The organism is Halomonas sp. DQ26W, from assembly GCF_003339685.1.
In the GTDB taxonomy this organism is placed as follows: domain Bacteria; phylum Pseudomonadota; class Gammaproteobacteria; order Pseudomonadales; family Halomonadaceae; genus Halomonas.
The window spans coordinates 1-14,639 of record NZ_QPKI01000030.1 but is presented as its reverse complement, the minus strand read 5'-3'; the positions used below and the strand labels follow the sequence as shown (position 1 = coordinate 14,639).

Here is a 14,639-nt window from a genome sequence, read left to right as displayed (position 1 = left end):
TGGGCTTCAGGCGGCTCAAGCCAGGGCGACGCGCCCGTCGAAGACGCTCTCGGCGGGGCCGGTCATGCGCAGCGGGGCCTCCTCGACGGGCCACTCGATACGCAGGTCGCCGCCACGCAGGTGCACGGTGACCGGGCTCTCCAGCAGCCCTTGCCGAATGCCACAGGCCACCGCGGCGCAGGCGCCGGTGCCGCAGGCCAGCGTCTCCCCGCTACCGCGCTCATGAACCCTGAGACGAATCTCGTGGGGCGACACGACTTCCATGAAGCCTACATTGACCCGGCGTGGAAAGCGCGGGTGATGTTCGATGGCGGGTCCGAGGCGCTCGACGGGCGCCCGCTCGACGTCGTCGACCCGCAGTACCACATGAGGGTTGCCCATGGAGACCGCGCCCACCTCGACGCGTTCACCGTCCACCTCCAGCTCATGACGCAGCAGGTCCCCGTCGGCCTCGAAGGGCAGCGCCTGGGGGGCGAAGCGCGGGACGCCCATGTCCACCGTCACCTGGCCGTCGTCCTCGACCAGCAGGGTCAGGGGGCCGCCGGCGGTCTCCACATGGATCTCGTGCTTGTGGGTCAGGCGCTGGTCACGCACGAAGCGGGCGAAGCAGCGCGCCCCGTTGCCGCAGTTCTCCACTTCACTGCCGTCGGCATTGAAGATGCGGTAGCGGAAATCCATGTCCGGGTCCCGCGGCGGCTCGACCACCAGCAGCTGGTCGAAGCCGATGCCGAAACGGCGATCGGCCAACTGTCGAACCTGCTCGTCCCGCAGCCGGGCGCGCTGGGTGACCAGGTCGATGACCATGAAGTCGTTGCCAAGCCCATGCATCTTGGTGAAGTGGAGCAGCATCAGCGTGTCTCCTCGGGTGCGGCGTCGGGCAGCAGCGACTCGCCGGCCCACAGGTCCTCGATCGACTCGCGTCGGCGCACAATGTGGTAGCGCTCGTTGTCCACCATGACCTCGGCGGGGCGTGGTCGGCTGTTGTAGTTCGATGCCATGGTGAAGCCGTAGGCGCCGGCCGAGCGTACCGCCAGCAGGTCACCCGCGGCGATGGCAAGCTCGCGATCCTTGCCCAGGAAGTCGCTGGTCTCGCACACCGGGCCCACCACGTCGTAGAGCGCGCTGTTCCGGCGGTGACGCGTGTCCACCGACATGATCGCCTGCCACGCCTGATAAAGGGATGGGCGAATCAGGTCGTTCATGCCGGCATCGATGATGGCGAAGTTCTTGGTCTCGCCGTGCTTGAGGTACTCCACCCGGGTCAGCAGCACGCCGGCATTGGCAGCGATCGAGCGGCCCGGCTCGAACAGCAGGGTCAGGTTTGCGCCATGGGGCCACTGTGCCAGGCGCTCCAGTAGCGAGGTTGCGTAATCGAAGGGCTGGGGCGGGCGCTCGTCACGGTAGGGCACGCCCAGGCCGCCACCCAGGTCGAGGTGTTCCACCGTGATGCCACGCTCGCGCAGGCGCTCCAGCAGCAGCAGCAGTCGGTCCAGGGCGTCGAGAAAGGGGGCGAGCTCGGTAAGCTGTGAGCCGATATGACAGTCCAAGCCGACGATCTTGATGCCGGGCAGGGTGCTGGCCAGTTCGTAGACTGAGAGCGCCTCCTCCACTGGGATACCGAACTTGTTGCCCTTCAGGCCGGTGGAGATATAGGGGTGGGTGCCGGCGTCGACGTCCGGGTTGACCCGCAGCGACACCGGAGCCACCTTGCCCAGCCGTTCGGCCACGGCGCTGAGACGCTCGAGTTCCGGCCGTGACTCCACGTTGAAGCACTTGATGCCCACGTCCAGCGCGCGAGCCATCTCGGCTTCCTGCTTGGCCACGCCGGAGAAGACCACCTTGGCCGGATCGCCGCCCGCCGCCAGCACTCGCTCCAGTTCGCCCACGGAGACGATGTCGAAGCCCGCGCCGAGGCGGGCCAGCAGGTCCAGCACCGCCAGGTTGGCATTGGCCTTCACCGCATAGCAGATCAGGTGCGGGTGGCTGCCCAGCGCTTCGGTGTAAGCACGGAAGTGTCTGGCCAGAGTTGCCTTGGAGTAAATATAGCAGGGGGTGCCGACCTCGTCGGCCACCCGCGACAGCGGGACCTCCTCTCCGTAGAGCACGCCGTCGCGGTATTCGAAGTGGTCCATGTTCAGCTCTCGTCTTCGGAGTTGGCCTCAACGGAGGAGGCGGGGCTGCCGTAGCGCTCGGCGGCCTGCTCGTCGTCCGGCTGGTAGAGCGGCCCTTTCTGGCCGCAGCCGGCCAGCAGCATCAGCGTGGCAAGCATCAGCACAGCCAGGGTCGGTTGGCGCTTCATGCCCGGCTGACCTGGCGGCCGTGGGAGCAGAGTGCGGCCAGGGCATCCTGGGCACGCTGGGCGGCGGCGCGCACCTGGTCGGGCGCGGTGCCGCCGATATGATTACGCGCCGCCACCGAGCCCTCCAGGGTCAGTACCTCGAACACGTCCTCGTCGATCATGTCGGAGTACTGGCGCAGCTCGTCGAGGCTCATCTCGGACAGATCCCGCCCTTCACGCAGGCCGAAGGCCACCGATTGGCCGACGATCTCGTGGGCGTCGCGGAAGGCCACGCCGCGACGTACCAGGTAGTCGGCCAGGTCCGTGGCGGTGGAGAAGCCGCGGCGTGCGGCTTCATACATGCTCGCCTTGCGCGGTGTGATAGCCGGCGTCATGTCGGCGAAGGCCTTGAGGCAGTCACGCACCGTGTCGAGGGTATCGAACAGCGGCTCCTTGTCCTCCTGGTTGTCCTTGTTGTAGGCCAGCGGCTGGGACTTCATCAGCGTCAGCAGGCCGATCAGGTGGCCATATACGCGCCCGGTCTTGCCGCGTACCAGCTCGGGCACGTCAGGATTCTTCTTCTGCGGCATGATCGAGCTGCCGGTGCAGAAGCGGTCGGGCAGGTCGATGAAGTCGAATTGGGCACTGGTCCACAGCACCAGTTCCTCGCTCATGCGCGAGAGATGCATCAGCAGGATACTGGCGAAGGCGGTGAATTCGATGGCGAAGTCGCGGTCGCTCACGGCATCCAGCGAATTCTCGGCGGGGCGCTCGAAGCCCAACAGCTCGGCGGTGACGTGACGATCAATGGGGTAGGTGGTGCCGGCCAGCGCCGCGGCGCCCAGTGGTAACACGTTGACGCGCTTGCGACAGTCAAGCAGCCGCTCGTGGTCGCGGGCCAGCATCTCCTGCCAGGCCAGCAGGTGATGACCGAAAGTCACCGGCTGGGCGGTCTGCAGGTGGGTGAAGCCGGGCATTATGGTGTCTGCCTCGCGGTCGGCGAGTGCGATCAGGCCCTCGCGCAGCCGGATCAGCTCTGCCTCCACCACATCGATCTCGTCGCGCAGGAACAGGCGGATGTCGGTGGCCACCTGGTCGTTGCGTGAGCGGCCCGTGTGCAGCTTCTTGCCGGTGATGCCGATCTTCTCGGTGAGTCGCGCCTCGATGTTCATGTGCACGTCCTCGAGCTTCACCGACCACTGGAACTCACCGCGCTCGATTTCACCACGGATCTCGGCAAGGCCAGTGACGATGGCGTCGCGCTCTTGGTCGGTCAACACGCCAACCTGGGCCAGCATGGTGGCATGGGCGACGGAGCCCTGGATGTCCTGCAGGGCAAGGCGCTGGTCGAAAGTGACCGAAGCGGTGAAGCGTTCGACGAAGGCGTCGGTGGGTTCGCTGAAGCGACCGCCCCAGGACTGGTTGGTCCCGGGGGTTGTGGAACTAAGGCTCATCGGCGTGGGCATCCTGCGTGGTGCATGCTATGTATTCACGGAGGGGGCTGCGCGCAGCGGCCCCGGATCATGGTTTTGCAGTGTACCAGAGTCGGCGAAAGTGGCGAGGGGCGCCAAATAGTGGGGCTGCCCGACATCACGTCAGTTTTTCCTGTCTCGCCAGGTGCTTTATGATGAGAGACAGAGACTATCATTGGCCGCGACTATTTTGCGGCGCCAACAGCAGAACAAGGCCCTCTCGGGCCCGCTGCATGGGGAGAACCACGTGCGATCCATTAATACGCTGCGCATTGCGACCCGCAAGAGCCAACTGGCCATGTGGCAGGCCGAACACATTCGCGACCTGCTCATGGCCCAGCATCCAGGGTTGGAGGTGGAGCTGGTGGCGATGTCGACCCGCGGCGACAAGATCCTCGACACGCCGCTGGCCAAGATCGGCGGCAAGGGGCTATTCGTCAAGGAGTTGGAAGAGGCGTTGCTCGATGGTCGGGCCGATATCGCCGTGCATTCGATGAAGGACGTGCCCATGCACTTTCCGGAGGGACTCGGGCTATCGGTGATCCTGGCCGGAGCCGAGCCCACCGACGCCTTCGTCTCCAACCACTACGCCTCGCTGGACGAGCTGCCTCAGGGCGCGCGTATCGGCACCGCCAGTCTGCGTCGCGGCCTGCAGATGCGTGAGGCGCGCCCCGACCTGGAAATTCTCAACCTGCGCGGCAACGTTCAGACCCGCCTGGGCAAGCTCGATGCCGGCGAGTTCGATGCCATCCTGCTGGCGACATCGGGGCTCAAGCGACTGGGTCTCGAGGCGCGCATCACCCAGGAGCTTCCGCCGGGAGTGTGTCTGCCCGCCTGTGGGCAGGGCGCACTGGGCATCGAGTGTCGCATCCACGACCCCGAACTGGTCAGCCTGCTGGCCCCGCTGGACGATCCCATCACGGCGACCCGGGTACGCGCCGAACGTGCCATGAACACGCGCCTGGAAGGGGGCTGTCAGGTCCCGATCGGCGGCTACGCCGCCTTCGAGAACGACGGTGAAACCCTTTGGCTGCGTGCGCTGGTGGGTAACCCCGAGGGGACCGAGGTGCTGCGTGCTGAAGGCCGCGGGTCCATTCACGAGCCCGAGGCGCTGGGCATCCGGGTAGCCGAAGAGCTGCTGGATCAGGGCGCTGGCGAGATCCTGGCGAAGGTGTACGGCGGCTGATGCCTGCCACTCGGCCGGTATTGATCTGCCGCCCGGGCGAGCGCTCCCGCGCCCTGGCCGCAGCCATCGAGGGCATCGGCCTGCCGGTGGCCAACCTCGATGTGATGTCTCTGGAGCCCGTGCCGGAAACCCCGGTGCTGCGCAGTGCCTGGCTCGATTTTGACCATTTCCACAAGGTCATGGTAGTTAGCCCCTTTGCCGCAGACTGTCTCTGCGAGGCGCTCGATCGCTACTGGCCCGCACTTCCGCAGGGAGCGACTTGGTATGCAGTGGGGGCGGCTACGGCAGAAACGCTGCATGACCGGCTAGGTGTGCGGGTGCACGTGCCGCCGGTGCAGGCCGGCGAGGACACCAGTGAAGCGCTGCTGCAGCTGGCATCGCTGCGTGATCTCGAGGGCCAGCGAATTCTGTTGGTGGCCGGCGAGGGGGGGCGTACCCTGCTGGCCGATACCCTGTCAGCCCGTGGCGGTCGCGTGACCCGCTTCTCCCTCTATCGGCGCCGTCTCCTCCCCCCATCTACAGCCATGCAGGCCAGGCTCGCCAAGGGCGATTTTCTCGCCCTGGTGGTCAGTAGCGGAGAATTGCTGGAACATCTGGCAAGATGGTGTTCCGAGACTACCTTGAACCAACCGCTAATCGTGTCCAGTCGCCGTTTAGCTACACTGGCTGACGACTTGGGGTTTTGCACACCTGTGGTGGCATCGGGTGCCACGCCGGCTGCATTAGCCGCTGCAGTGGCAGAAGCCTGCGAACCGGAGGATGCCGATGTCGATCACGACGATCTCGAAAAGGGCTAGCGACAGATGAGCAAGCAAACTAACGAGCAGGACGAACAGAAGTCGCCATCCGGTGAGGCTCAAGACGGCAGTCGCCGCAAGGCCGACGCCACCGGCAAGGCCGACGCCACCGGCAAGGCCGACGCCACCGGCAAGGCCGGTGGCTCCGCGGAAAAATATCGCTCGAAGAAGCGCGGCAAATCGTCGCAGCCTGGGGGTGGCGTCGACCAGCCGGCCGCCCCCCCCGCCGGGAGCGCCGAGACCAACGCCCCTACCGATACGTCGTCCGCAGTTAAACCGGACGACAAGCCAAACGACAAGCCCGCCGACGACAAGCCCGCCGACGACAAGGTCTCGGCCGGTAAGGCGAGTCCCAAGCCGAGCGATAAGCCTGGCGATGGCAGGCCCAAGCCGGCTGCTTCCGGAGTGGGCAGCGCTGCGCCCCCGGCAGCTGGCGCCACCACGGGTGGCCGCAATGGCGGCGGCAAGGGTACCCTGGCCTTGGTGCTGGTGCTGTTCCTTGGCATCGGGGCGGGGCTGTTTGCCTGGAAGGCCTGGGAGCGTATGGACAGCCAGCAGCAGCACCTGGCAGAACTCGAAGAGCGTGCCGGCTCCGCCGCCTCGGCCGACCAGTTCGCTGAGCTGGAAAGCCGTGTGGAGAGTCGCCTGGATAGTGCCGAGAGCGAGAGCGTCGAAGCCGTTGAGGGGGTGCGCAGCGAGTTCGCCAGCTATCGCAACGAAGTCGATTCGGCCCTGGACCACGTCCTCGACGAGCTCTCCCGCGAGCAGGAGCCCGACGAGCGCGAATGGCTACATGCCGAAGCCGCCTACCTGCTGCGCCTGGCCAATCAGCGTCTCCAATTGGAGCGTGACGTGGAAGGGGCAGCGGCTCTTCTGCGTACCGCCGACGATCGCCTGAACGAAGCCGACAACCCGGCGCTGCTCTCCGTTCGCCGTGCCATAGCCTCGGAGCTGTCGGTGCTGGACAGCGTGCCGCGGGTCGACCGCTCCGGGCTCTATATGGCGCTGAACGCCCAGCAGGAGCGCCTGGCACAGCTGCCGCTCTCCCGCGAGCTGGAGGAGATCCCGGCCCGTTCCGGCATGCAGGAGGCGCCCGCCGGTGGCTGGCAGGATCAGCTCTCGCGCTTCGGCCAGGAGCTCAAGGATCTGGTGGTCATTCGTCATCATGACGAGGCACTGGAAACCCTGGTCACGCCCGAGCAGGAATCCTACCTGCGCCAGAGCTCCCGCCTGATACTGGAACAGGCCCAGTTGGCCTTGCTACAGGAAGATCAGGAGCTCTATGAGGCCAGTCTCGACAAGGCGTTGACGCTGATAGATGGCTATTATGACACCGAGCGTAGCGAAGTTCAGGCCGTGATCGAGCGGCTGGAAGCGCTCAAGAAAGAAGTCATTCGCCCCGAACTACCCGACATCAGCGGCTCCCAGCAGGCGCTGGCCCAGTTCATCGAGCGTCGATTCGGTACGCGTGGCGAGCGGGGAAATGACGCATGAGAAAACTGCTTCTGATCGTACTCCTGGGGCTGGCGCTGGGAGCGCTGTTCGGCCAGCTGATGGTTTCAGTGCCCGGCTACTGGCTGGTGCGAGTCGGCGACACTTCCTTCCAAACCTCCTTCTGGTTCGGTTTGATACTGCTGCTGGCGCTATTCCTGGTGCTGCATTTTGCACTACGGCTGCTGATGCGCATGAGTCATCCGGTTAGCCGGCTGAAGGTATGGAACAGCCGGACCCGTCATCGCAATGCCATGAAACGGACCGTGCAAGGCTTGGTGGCCCTGGCCGAAGGGCGCTGGAAGCGAGCCGAGAAATCGCTGGTCAAGGCCGCCGATGATTCCGGCACGCCGTTGGTCAACTACCTATCCGCCGCGCTGGCGGCCCACTATCAGGGTCACTATGAGCAGTCGGACAAGCTGCTGAAGCGGGCCCATCTCAGCACCGAGGGGGCCGAGACCCCGGTCGGCCTGATGCAGGTGCAACTGATGCTGGATCGCCAGCAGTATGAGGAGGCGTTGGCGATCCTGACACGGCTGGACCGTCAGCTGCCAAACCATCCGCAGGTACTCAAGCAGCTCAAGCAGGCCTATCTGAGCGTCAGCGATTGGGAAGGGTTGCGTCGCCTGATGCCCCGGCTCGCAGCGCGTCAGCTGATCTCCCCTCAGGAGCGCCAGCAACTGGAGCAGCGCGCCTACAAGGAGCTGCTGATTCACGAGGCTCGCGATCCCGGCAACGTGGAGCGGGTACGCAGCCTGTGGGCCGACATGCCGGACCCGCTGCGCAACAACGTCGAGCTGGTGGTGCTCTACACCGAGGCGCTGGTGCGCGGCAACGAGGAGGGTATCGCCGAGCGTCTACTTAGGCATTCGCTCAAAGAGCACTGGGACAACCGCCTGGTGCTGCGCTACGGCCTGCTCAACGTGGACCCGGCGCGTCAACTGGTGCATGCCGAGAAATGGTTGCAGGAGCGTCCCAACGATCCGGACCTGCTCCTCACGCTGGGCCGACTGGCGCTCCGCAACGCCTACTGGGGCAAGGCGCAGGAGTATTTCGAGACGAGTCAGCGTCAGCGCCCCAGCGGCGTGGTCTGCGCCGAGCTGGCGCGGCTCTTCGCCAACCTGGGCGAGCACAACAAGAGCCAACTCTACTATCGCCAGAGCGTCGAGTTGCTCGACAAGTCGCTGCCATCGCTGCCTCAGCCGGTCGAGCCTCAGCCACAGGATGAAGTCGGCAAGGCAGGCAAGAAGAAACCGTAGAACCGTCATGGGGAAACCGTCATGGAAAGGGGCGCCCAGGTGCCCCTTTCACCTATCCGTATTACGTGCCCATAACGCCGCGGGGGCTGCCAATGGCAGCCCCCGCGGTTTCGTTTGCCGACGCTATCAGTCCTTGTCTTCGTAGTCGCCCTTGAACGTAGGGTTGGGCTTCGAGCGCGGGTCCTCCTCGCCGGAACGACTGCTCTCACCGGAACTTGGCTGGCCGCCCGGACGCCCGTTGATATCGAAGGGCTGCTGCATGACACGCAGGTTGGCCGGGGGCGCCTCGCCCTCTTTGCCCACGCCGAAGTAGAGCGTGGTATGGGGGAAGGGGATCTCGATGCCCTTGCCATCGAAGTGCAGCTTGACCAGCCGGTTGAAGGCCCGGCCGGTGCTCCACTGGGTGCCCGGTGTAGTCTTGATCCGCACGCGGATATTCACCGAACTGTCGCCGAGGCCGGTTACCCCGGCCACTTCCAGAGGAGCCAGGATGTTCATCTTGTGCGCTTCGTCGGCCGCCAGTTCATCGAAGGCTTCGCGCAGGGTGACGATGGCGTCATCGATGCTCTCGCGGTAGGCAATGCCGTACTCACCCACGTGGTAGCCGAACTCACGCATATAGTTGGAGACGGTGTCGACGCTGGAGAAGGGCACGATATGGTAGGTGCCCGAGATATCGCGAATACCCACCGAGCGGATGCTGAGCCGTTCGGCGGTGCCGGTGATGCCGCCGACCGTGACCACGTCGCCGGTGTTCATGGCGTTCTCCACCTGGATGAAGATCCCGGTGATGATGTCCTGTACCAGCTTCTGGGCACCGAAACCGATGGCCAGGCCGAGCACACCGGCACCGGCGATCAGCGGGCCGATGTTGATACCGATCTCGGCCAGTACGATCATCATCGTCATGGTGATCAGGGCGATGGCCAGGGCGTTGCGGAACAGCGAGAGCAGGGTCTTGGCACGCGCCGTGGGCTCGCCGGTGCCGGTCTCCGGGTTCAGCTTGTGCTCGATCAGGCTGGCCAGGCCCAGCCAGACGGCGATGGCGACGACCAGAATCGTCGCGACGCTTGCCAGCATGCCCACCAGACCACGACCCGGTTCGGAAGCGTACCAGGCCAGAAGGTCGAAGGCCCCCCAGGCGTTGAGTACCAGCAGAATCACTGCGATCAGGATGACGGTACGAATGACACGCAGGGCATTGGGTACATAGCTGTTGAGGCGTGGCTCCAGAAGAGGAAGCTTGCGGCGCAAGTCGTCGGAAAGGCGTATGCGGCGCCCGATGGTCTGGGTCAGCAGGCTCGATAAGAGCATTCCGACCACCACGATGGCCAGTGTCTTGAGCGTTGCGAGAAGCACGAAGGGCAGGGCATCCGCTGGCCGGGTCAGGGTTAGCACCAGCACCATCAGGAAGTACGCCATGGCGAACAGGTGCCAGGTGCGAGCGAACAGCTGCAGAGAGACCCGGCTCGCTGTCAGGTCGCTGCGGGCTGCCAACTGGTCGAGATTGTCACGGATTCGCACCCGATTCTTTAGCACTACGGCCACGGCGTAGAAGAAGGCACCGAAGATGACCAGGGCGCCGATACCCTGCCCCAGGGTCGGGGCGAGGTAGAAATTGGCTAGCGGCACCACCACCATCAGGCCATAGCCCACCAGACCGATGAGCCGGGCTATCCAGCGGTTCCAGTAAAAGGCTTCCGCGGCCGAGATGGGCAGCAGGCGCAGCCCCTCGTAGCGTGACGAGAACAGCATCCGCACGGCAGCCTTGAGCAGCTCGATGATCAAAAAGGCGTTGAGGAACAGTGACGCGCGCGTAGAAAGTTCACCGGCCTCGCCGATGGCAAAGGTGGCGATCAGATTGCCAGCCATATAGGCCAGCACCACGACCAGTACGTCCACCAGGGCTGCCAGGGCCACGCAGAGTACCAGACGCACCACCGGCGTAAGGCTGCTGGCCTGCAACGACCAGCCGCTGATGCGTGTGAACAGTGGCTTTACCAGGCGGCGGAATGCAATGAAGAAAAAGAACGTGGCAAGTATCACTAGGCCCAGGTTGATCGTTGCAGTGGCCAAGGCCGCCGTGTCGAAGGCGGTGGCATTGGTCTCACCGGAGAACAGGCCGGTCACGATACTCACCAGGTTGCGGAACTCCCCGCCGATATCGCTGACAATGCGGCTGGTCATCTCCGCCAGCTGCCTTGGCAGTGATACCTGTTCCGGGGGATGTCCCATCTGGACGGCTTCGGTGCTTGCCAGGGCGCCCTCATCAATCGCCTGTTGACGCAAGTGGTCAATGAGTTGCTGCCGAGATGACTCATTTTCGAGCAAGTCGGCCAGCGTCGAATAGGCGGGGCCATTGGCGGCCTCGATCGGCTGGGCCAGGGCGGGCGTCGCAGCGAGGCAGGCCAGCAGCAGCCAGCCAAGCAGCCAGGGGATGAAACGTGTCAGCATCACGCGGGGGCCTCCATCTCGGGCGTGTAGGCAGGAATTCGTCATGTTCCCGTTCGCATATGATACGGACTTTGTCACCACGGAGCGAACGGCGGTGGGGTTGTGTTTTTCCGATACATAAATTGTACATGTAATGCAATGTGTGTCATATTTCGGTTGCTTGTCCCCTAGGCATGATTCCCTTGAGTATGCTCGATCCTCTTGCCACCCGTATTGCGGGTGGCTTTTCTTTGTGTGTTCGCAATGACTTCGTTAGGCTATGTTCGAAAAGTCGGCGAGCGAAGGTCAGGCAAGGCAAAAATCGGCGAAAAAGCGGAGTTTACGGGGTGTAAATGAGTATTTTGAGCCGGTTTTTAACGCAGCATGGCCGAGCGCAGGCAGTTTTCGTACATAGCCTGGCATTGGTTGGCATCATAGGGTCCGCTGGGGATACAGCATGAGCGTCGGATGGGCCGCGGTATTGCTGGTGGCGGTGGGAGGGGCCGCGGGGGGCATGGCCCGGTTGGCGGCTTCCCGGCTCCTGGCCCGTTGGCTGGGCACCCGCTTTCCCTGGGGCACGCTGGCGGTCAATCTCAGCGGGGCGCTGCTGGCCGGCTGGCTCGCCGGCCGCCTGGGCGTACCGCAGGGTCTCGATCTCTCTTCGGCCTGGCTGGGCCTGATGATCGGCGTGCTGGGCGGCTATACCACGGTGTCCTCGCTCAGCCTGCAGACGCTGATGCTGTGGCAGAGCGGCAGGACACCGGCGGCGCTGGCCAATGTCGGCGCTACCTGCCTGGCGGGTCTCGTACTGGCCTGGCTGGGCTGGTGGCTGGCAGGAGGGGTGCTGTGAGCGGCTGGCGCGATTATGCGGCGGTGGGGGTGGGCAGCGCCCTGGGCAGCGCCCTGCGCTATCTGATGTCGGTTGCCTCGCTGGCGGCACTGGGTCCGGCCTTTCCCTGGGGCACGCTGGTGGTGAACCTGGCCGGCTCCTGGCTGATTGCCGTCTTCGCCGCCTATGCGGCCTGCCGCCAGGGAGGGCGGGTGGCACGCTGGCAGCCCTTCCTGGTGGCCGGCTTCTGTGGCGGCTTCACGACCTTTTCGCTGTTCAGCCTCGAGACGCTCTACCTGATCGAGGCCGGCCTGCCGTGGCTGGCGCTGCTCTATGGACTGGGCAGCGTGCCGCTGTGGCTCGCCGCCGCCTGGCTGGGCGACCGCACGGTCCGGACGCGGTTGGCGCTCGGTCGTCCTGGGTAGACTCAGCTCTTCTTCTTGCGTGCCTTGTTCTCACTCCTTGCAGGTGGTGGAGTGGTCGAGGGCGTGGCGTGGAAATGCTCGCGCACCAGGGCCAGCAGCCCCTGGGTGGAAGCATCGAAGTCCTGGGTCTGGGTGTCCAGGCGCTCGCTGATCTCGCCGGCGATACGCTTGCCCAGCTCCACCCCCCACTGGTCGAAGGAGTTGATGTTCCAGATCACTCCCTGGACGAAGACCTTGTGCTCGTAGAGCGCGATCAGCGCGCCGAGGTTCTTGGGTGTCAGCTCGTCGAGCAGCAGCACGCTGGAGGGGCGATTGCCGGGGCAGCTGTAGGGGTCGAGTCGACCGCCGGTCTGGCTGCCCTCCATGAAGGCGTTGGCCTGGGCGAGCATGTTGGTAAGCAGGGCGAAGTGGTGCTCCTCGACGCCGGGCTCCGGCTTGAGTGAGGCGATAAAGTCGATGGGCACGTAGCGGGTACCCTGGTGCAGCAGCTGGAAGAAGGCGTGCTGGCCGTTGGAGCCGGTCTGCCCCCAGACGATGGGGCCGGTCTTGTAGTCCACCGGGTGGCCGAAGATATCCACCGACTTGCCGTTGGATTCCATGTCCAGCTGCTGCAGGAAGGCGGGCAGCTGATGCAGTGCCTGGTCGTAGGGCACGATGGCCTGGGTTTCGGCGCCGTGGAAGTTGAGGTTCCAGATGCCGACCAGCGCCATCAGCACCGGCATGTTCCGGTCAAAGGGGGCGGAGAGGAAGTGCTGGTCCATCTCGTAGGCGCCTTCGAGCATCTCCATGAAGCCGTCGAAGCCCACGGAAAGGGCGATCGGCAGGCCGATGGAGGACCACATGGAGTAGCGCCCGCCGACCCAGGCCCAGAACTCGAAGACGTTCTCCTCGCGCACGCCGAACTCCATGGCGGCACGGCGGTTGGTCGAGGCGGCGACGAAGTGGGCACCCACGTCGGCGTCTTCGCCGGCCTGTTCCACGAACCAGCGGCGGGCCGTCTTGGCGTTGAGCAGCGTCTCCTGGGTGGAGAAGGTCTTGGTCGAGACGATGAACAGCGTGGTGGCCGGGTCGAGGCGGGAAAGCACCTTCTGGATATGGGCGCCGTCGACATTGGATACGAAGTGGAAGGCGAGCTCCGGGTGGCGGTGCTTGAGCAGCGCCCGGCACGCCATGTTGGGCCCCAGGTCCGACCCGCCGATACCGATGTTGACCACGTCCTTGATGCGCTTGCCGCTGAAGCCCTTCCACTCGCTGCTGCGTACGGCGTCGGCGAACTGGCGCAGCTGCTCCCAGGAGCGACGGATCTCCGGCATCACGTCCTTGCCATCGACCATCACCGGGCTGTCGCCCAGGTTGCGCAGGGCGGCGTGCAGTACCGGGCGGTCCTCGGTGACATTGATGATGTCGCCGGAAAACATCTGGGCGCGCCGCTGGACCAGTGCCGAGTGGTCGGCGAGCTCGAGCAGCTTGGCCAGCACAGCATCGGAGACCTGATGCTTGGAGTAATCGAGAAACAGCCCGCCGACTCGCAGGCTCATCTTCTCGAAGCGCTGGGGGTCGGCGGTGAAGTAATCCTTGATCCGGTCGTTGGCGGTTTCCTGCTGTAGTCGCTTCAGGGCTTGCCAGGTGACGCTGCGGGTAAGTTGGAACATGCGGTTTCCTCAGACGCGATAGTCGGGCGAGGCTGGCGCGGGCCGCCTGTCAGCCCTGTGAATTGCGTGATGCCACCCATGCCTGGGCATCGGGAATGGTCATCTCGTAGGGCTCTGACAACCAAGGAGAGCTGATCAGGAAGTCGGCACTGGCGGCGTTGCAGGCCACGGGAATGTTCCACAGGGCAGCGAGCCGAAGCAGCGCCTTGACGTCGGGGTCGTGGGGCTGGGGTGCGAAGGGGTCCCAGAAGAAGACCAGCAGGTCCAGCCGCTGTTCGGTGATGCGAGCGCCGATCTGCTGGTCGCCTCCCAGCGGGCCGCTCATCAGGCCTTCCACCGTCAGGCCCAGCTGCGCCGAGATGCGTCCGGCAGTGGTGCCGGTGCCGACCAGTTCATGGTCGGCCAGGGTCTGCTGCCAGCGTGTGGCCCACTCCAGCAGTTCCTCTTTCTTGCCGTCGTGGGCGATCAGCGCGATGCGCTTGCGGGCCGGGAGGGTGCGCTGCACGGTGCGCCGCGGACGCGGGTCGGTCATGGTCTTCCCACCTCGAGTATCTTCAGGGTGTTGGTGCCGCCATGGGCGTTCATGTGATCGCCCCGGGTCAGAATGACATCTTCCCCCGGTTTGGCAATGCCCTGCTTCACCAGCAGCGCCAGCGCCCGCTCATTGAGTTCGGTGGGCGCCATGTCGCTGGTGTTGAAGGGCAGCGAGACCACGCCGCGATAGAGCGCCATGCGCCGCTGCGCTACCGGGCTGTGGGCCAGGCCGACGATGGGCAGGCCCGAGCGGATGCGCGAGGCGATCAGCGGCGTATAGCCG

General features: G+C 64.9%; 14 protein-coding genes. 6 read left to right on the top strand and 8 right to left on the bottom strand.

The genetic code is table 11. The features are described from left to right. Positions 1 to 15 precede the first annotated feature (15 nt). The 4 genes from dapF to argH are packed head-to-tail and all read right to left on the bottom strand — an operon-like array spanning position 16 to position 3,732. Entirely contained in the window at positions 16 to 849 is an 834-nt protein-coding gene (gene dapF, locus DU490_RS14330; RefSeq protein WP_114574959.1) for a diaminopimelate epimerase, read from the bottom strand. Next, positions 849 to 2,132 carry a diaminopimelate decarboxylase gene (lysA, locus tag DU490_RS14325; protein ID WP_114574958.1) on the bottom strand — a complete coding sequence of 428 codons (1,284 nt, stop codon included), beginning with the start codon at positions 2,130 to 2,132 and terminating at the stop codon, positions 849 to 851. Before lysA ends, dapF begins: the two co-directional genes overlap by 1 nt. Before the next feature lie 2 nt (positions 2,133 to 2,134). Continuing rightward, on the bottom strand, positions 2,135 to 2,299 hold the full coding sequence (gene lptM, locus DU490_RS14320; protein ID WP_114574957.1) for an LPS translocon maturation chaperone LptM: 165 nt from the start codon (positions 2,297 to 2,299) through the stop codon (positions 2,135 to 2,137). Beyond that, positions 2,296 to 3,732, bottom strand: a complete 1,437-nt coding sequence (gene argH / locus DU490_RS14315) for an argininosuccinate lyase (RefSeq protein WP_114574956.1) — start codon at positions 3,730 to 3,732, stop codon at positions 2,296 to 2,298. Before argH ends, lptM begins: the two co-directional genes overlap by 4 nt. A 265-nt stretch (positions 3,733 to 3,997) precedes the next feature. Between argH and hemC the strand changes: the two genes are divergently transcribed. From hemC to DU490_RS14295, 4 genes are read left to right on the top strand one after another with little or no spacing between them, the layout of a single operon-like run. Next, positions 3,998 to 4,936 carry a hydroxymethylbilane synthase gene (hemC, locus tag DU490_RS14310; protein ID WP_114574992.1) on the top strand — a complete coding sequence of 313 codons (939 nt, stop codon included), beginning with the start codon at positions 3,998 to 4,000 and terminating at the stop codon, positions 4,934 to 4,936. Beyond that, a complete protein-coding gene (locus DU490_RS14305) occupies positions 4,936 to 5,733 on the top strand; it encodes a uroporphyrinogen-III synthase (RefSeq protein ID WP_114574955.1) in 798 nt (265 codons plus the stop codon). The genes hemC and DU490_RS14305 overlap by 1 nt, the downstream gene beginning before the upstream one ends. Before the next feature lie 6 nt (positions 5,734 to 5,739). Next, entirely contained in the window at positions 5,740 to 7,227 is a 1,488-nt protein-coding gene (locus DU490_RS14300; protein WP_114574954.1) for a uroporphyrinogen-III C-methyltransferase, read from the top strand. Beyond that, positions 7,224 to 8,483, top strand: coding sequence for a heme biosynthesis HemY N-terminal domain-containing protein (locus DU490_RS14295; RefSeq protein ID WP_114574953.1), 1,260 nt, complete (start codon positions 7,224 to 7,226; stop codon positions 8,481 to 8,483). The genes DU490_RS14300 and DU490_RS14295 overlap by 4 nt, the downstream gene beginning before the upstream one ends. 126 nt (positions 8,484 to 8,609) lie before the next feature. Here DU490_RS14295 and DU490_RS14290 read toward each other — a convergent pair whose 3' ends face one another. After that, a complete protein-coding gene (locus DU490_RS14290) occupies positions 8,610 to 10,937 on the bottom strand; it encodes a mechanosensitive ion channel domain-containing protein (RefSeq protein WP_404872850.1) in 2,328 nt (775 codons plus the stop codon). A 436-nt stretch (positions 10,938 to 11,373) separates the two neighbouring features. Here DU490_RS14290 and DU490_RS14280 point away from each other — a divergent pair, with 436 nt between their 5' ends. After that, positions 11,374 to 11,766, top strand: coding sequence for a CrcB family protein (locus DU490_RS14280; RefSeq protein ID WP_114574951.1), 393 nt, complete (start codon positions 11,374 to 11,376; stop codon positions 11,764 to 11,766). Then, positions 11,763 to 12,170, top strand: a complete 408-nt coding sequence (locus DU490_RS14275; RefSeq protein ID WP_114574950.1) for a CrcB family protein — start codon at positions 11,763 to 11,765, stop codon at positions 12,168 to 12,170. Before DU490_RS14280 ends, DU490_RS14275 begins: the two co-directional genes overlap by 4 nt. Before the next feature lie 2 nt (positions 12,171 to 12,172). Here the strand turns inward: DU490_RS14275 and pgi are convergent, their stop codons facing one another. The 3 genes from pgi to DU490_RS14260 form a co-directional block, all read right to left on the bottom strand. After that, a complete protein-coding gene (gene pgi / locus DU490_RS14270) occupies positions 12,173 to 13,822 on the bottom strand; it encodes a glucose-6-phosphate isomerase (RefSeq protein WP_114574949.1) in 1,650 nt (549 codons plus the stop codon). Between the two features lie 49 nt (positions 13,823 to 13,871). Then, a complete protein-coding gene (locus DU490_RS14265) occupies positions 13,872 to 14,354 on the bottom strand; it encodes a methylglyoxal synthase (RefSeq protein ID WP_114574948.1) in 483 nt (160 codons plus the stop codon). Further along, a partial coding sequence (locus DU490_RS14260) for a pyruvate kinase alpha/beta domain-containing protein (protein ID WP_309485746.1) occupies positions 14,351 to 14,639 on the bottom strand: 289 nt, incomplete at its 5' end. The genes DU490_RS14260 and DU490_RS14265, both read right to left, overlap by 4 nt.

What these genes read in the sequence shown, in the direction of transcription:
- DU490_RS14290 (WP_404872850.1), bottom strand. Translation starts at nt 10,937, where the DNA reads ATGCTGACACGTTTCATCCCCTGGCTGCTTGGCTGGCTGCTGCTGGCC.
- DU490_RS14280 (WP_114574951.1), top strand. Translation starts at nt 11,374, where the DNA reads ATGAGCGTCGGATGGGCCGCGGTATTGCTGGTGGCGGTGGGAGGGGCC.
- lysA (WP_114574958.1), bottom strand. Translation starts at nt 2,132, where the DNA reads ATGGACCACTTCGAATACCGCGACGGCGTGCTCTACGGAGAGGAGGTC.
- DU490_RS14295 (WP_114574953.1), top strand. Translation starts at nt 7,224, where the DNA reads ATGAGAAAACTGCTTCTGATCGTACTCCTGGGGCTGGCGCTGGGAGCG.
- DU490_RS14305 (WP_114574955.1), top strand. Translation starts at nt 4,936, where the DNA reads ATGCCTGCCACTCGGCCGGTATTGATCTGCCGCCCGGGCGAGCGCTCC.
- argH (WP_114574956.1), bottom strand. Translation starts at nt 3,732, where the DNA reads ATGAGCCTTAGTTCCACAACCCCCGGGACCAACCAGTCCTGGGGCGGT.
- pgi (WP_114574949.1), bottom strand. Translation starts at nt 13,822, where the DNA reads ATGTTCCAACTTACCCGCAGCGTCACCTGGCAAGCCCTGAAGCGACTA.
- DU490_RS14265 (WP_114574948.1), bottom strand. Translation starts at nt 14,354, where the DNA reads ATGACCGACCCGCGTCCGCGGCGCACCGTGCAGCGCACCCTCCCGGCC.
- lptM (WP_114574957.1), bottom strand. Translation starts at nt 2,299, where the DNA reads ATGAAGCGCCAACCGACCCTGGCTGTGCTGATGCTTGCCACGCTGATG.
- dapF (WP_114574959.1), bottom strand. Translation starts at nt 849, where the DNA reads ATGCTGCTCCACTTCACCAAGATGCATGGGCTTGGCAACGACTTCATG.
- DU490_RS14300 (WP_114574954.1), top strand. Translation starts at nt 5,740, where the DNA reads ATGAGCAAGCAAACTAACGAGCAGGACGAACAGAAGTCGCCATCCGGT.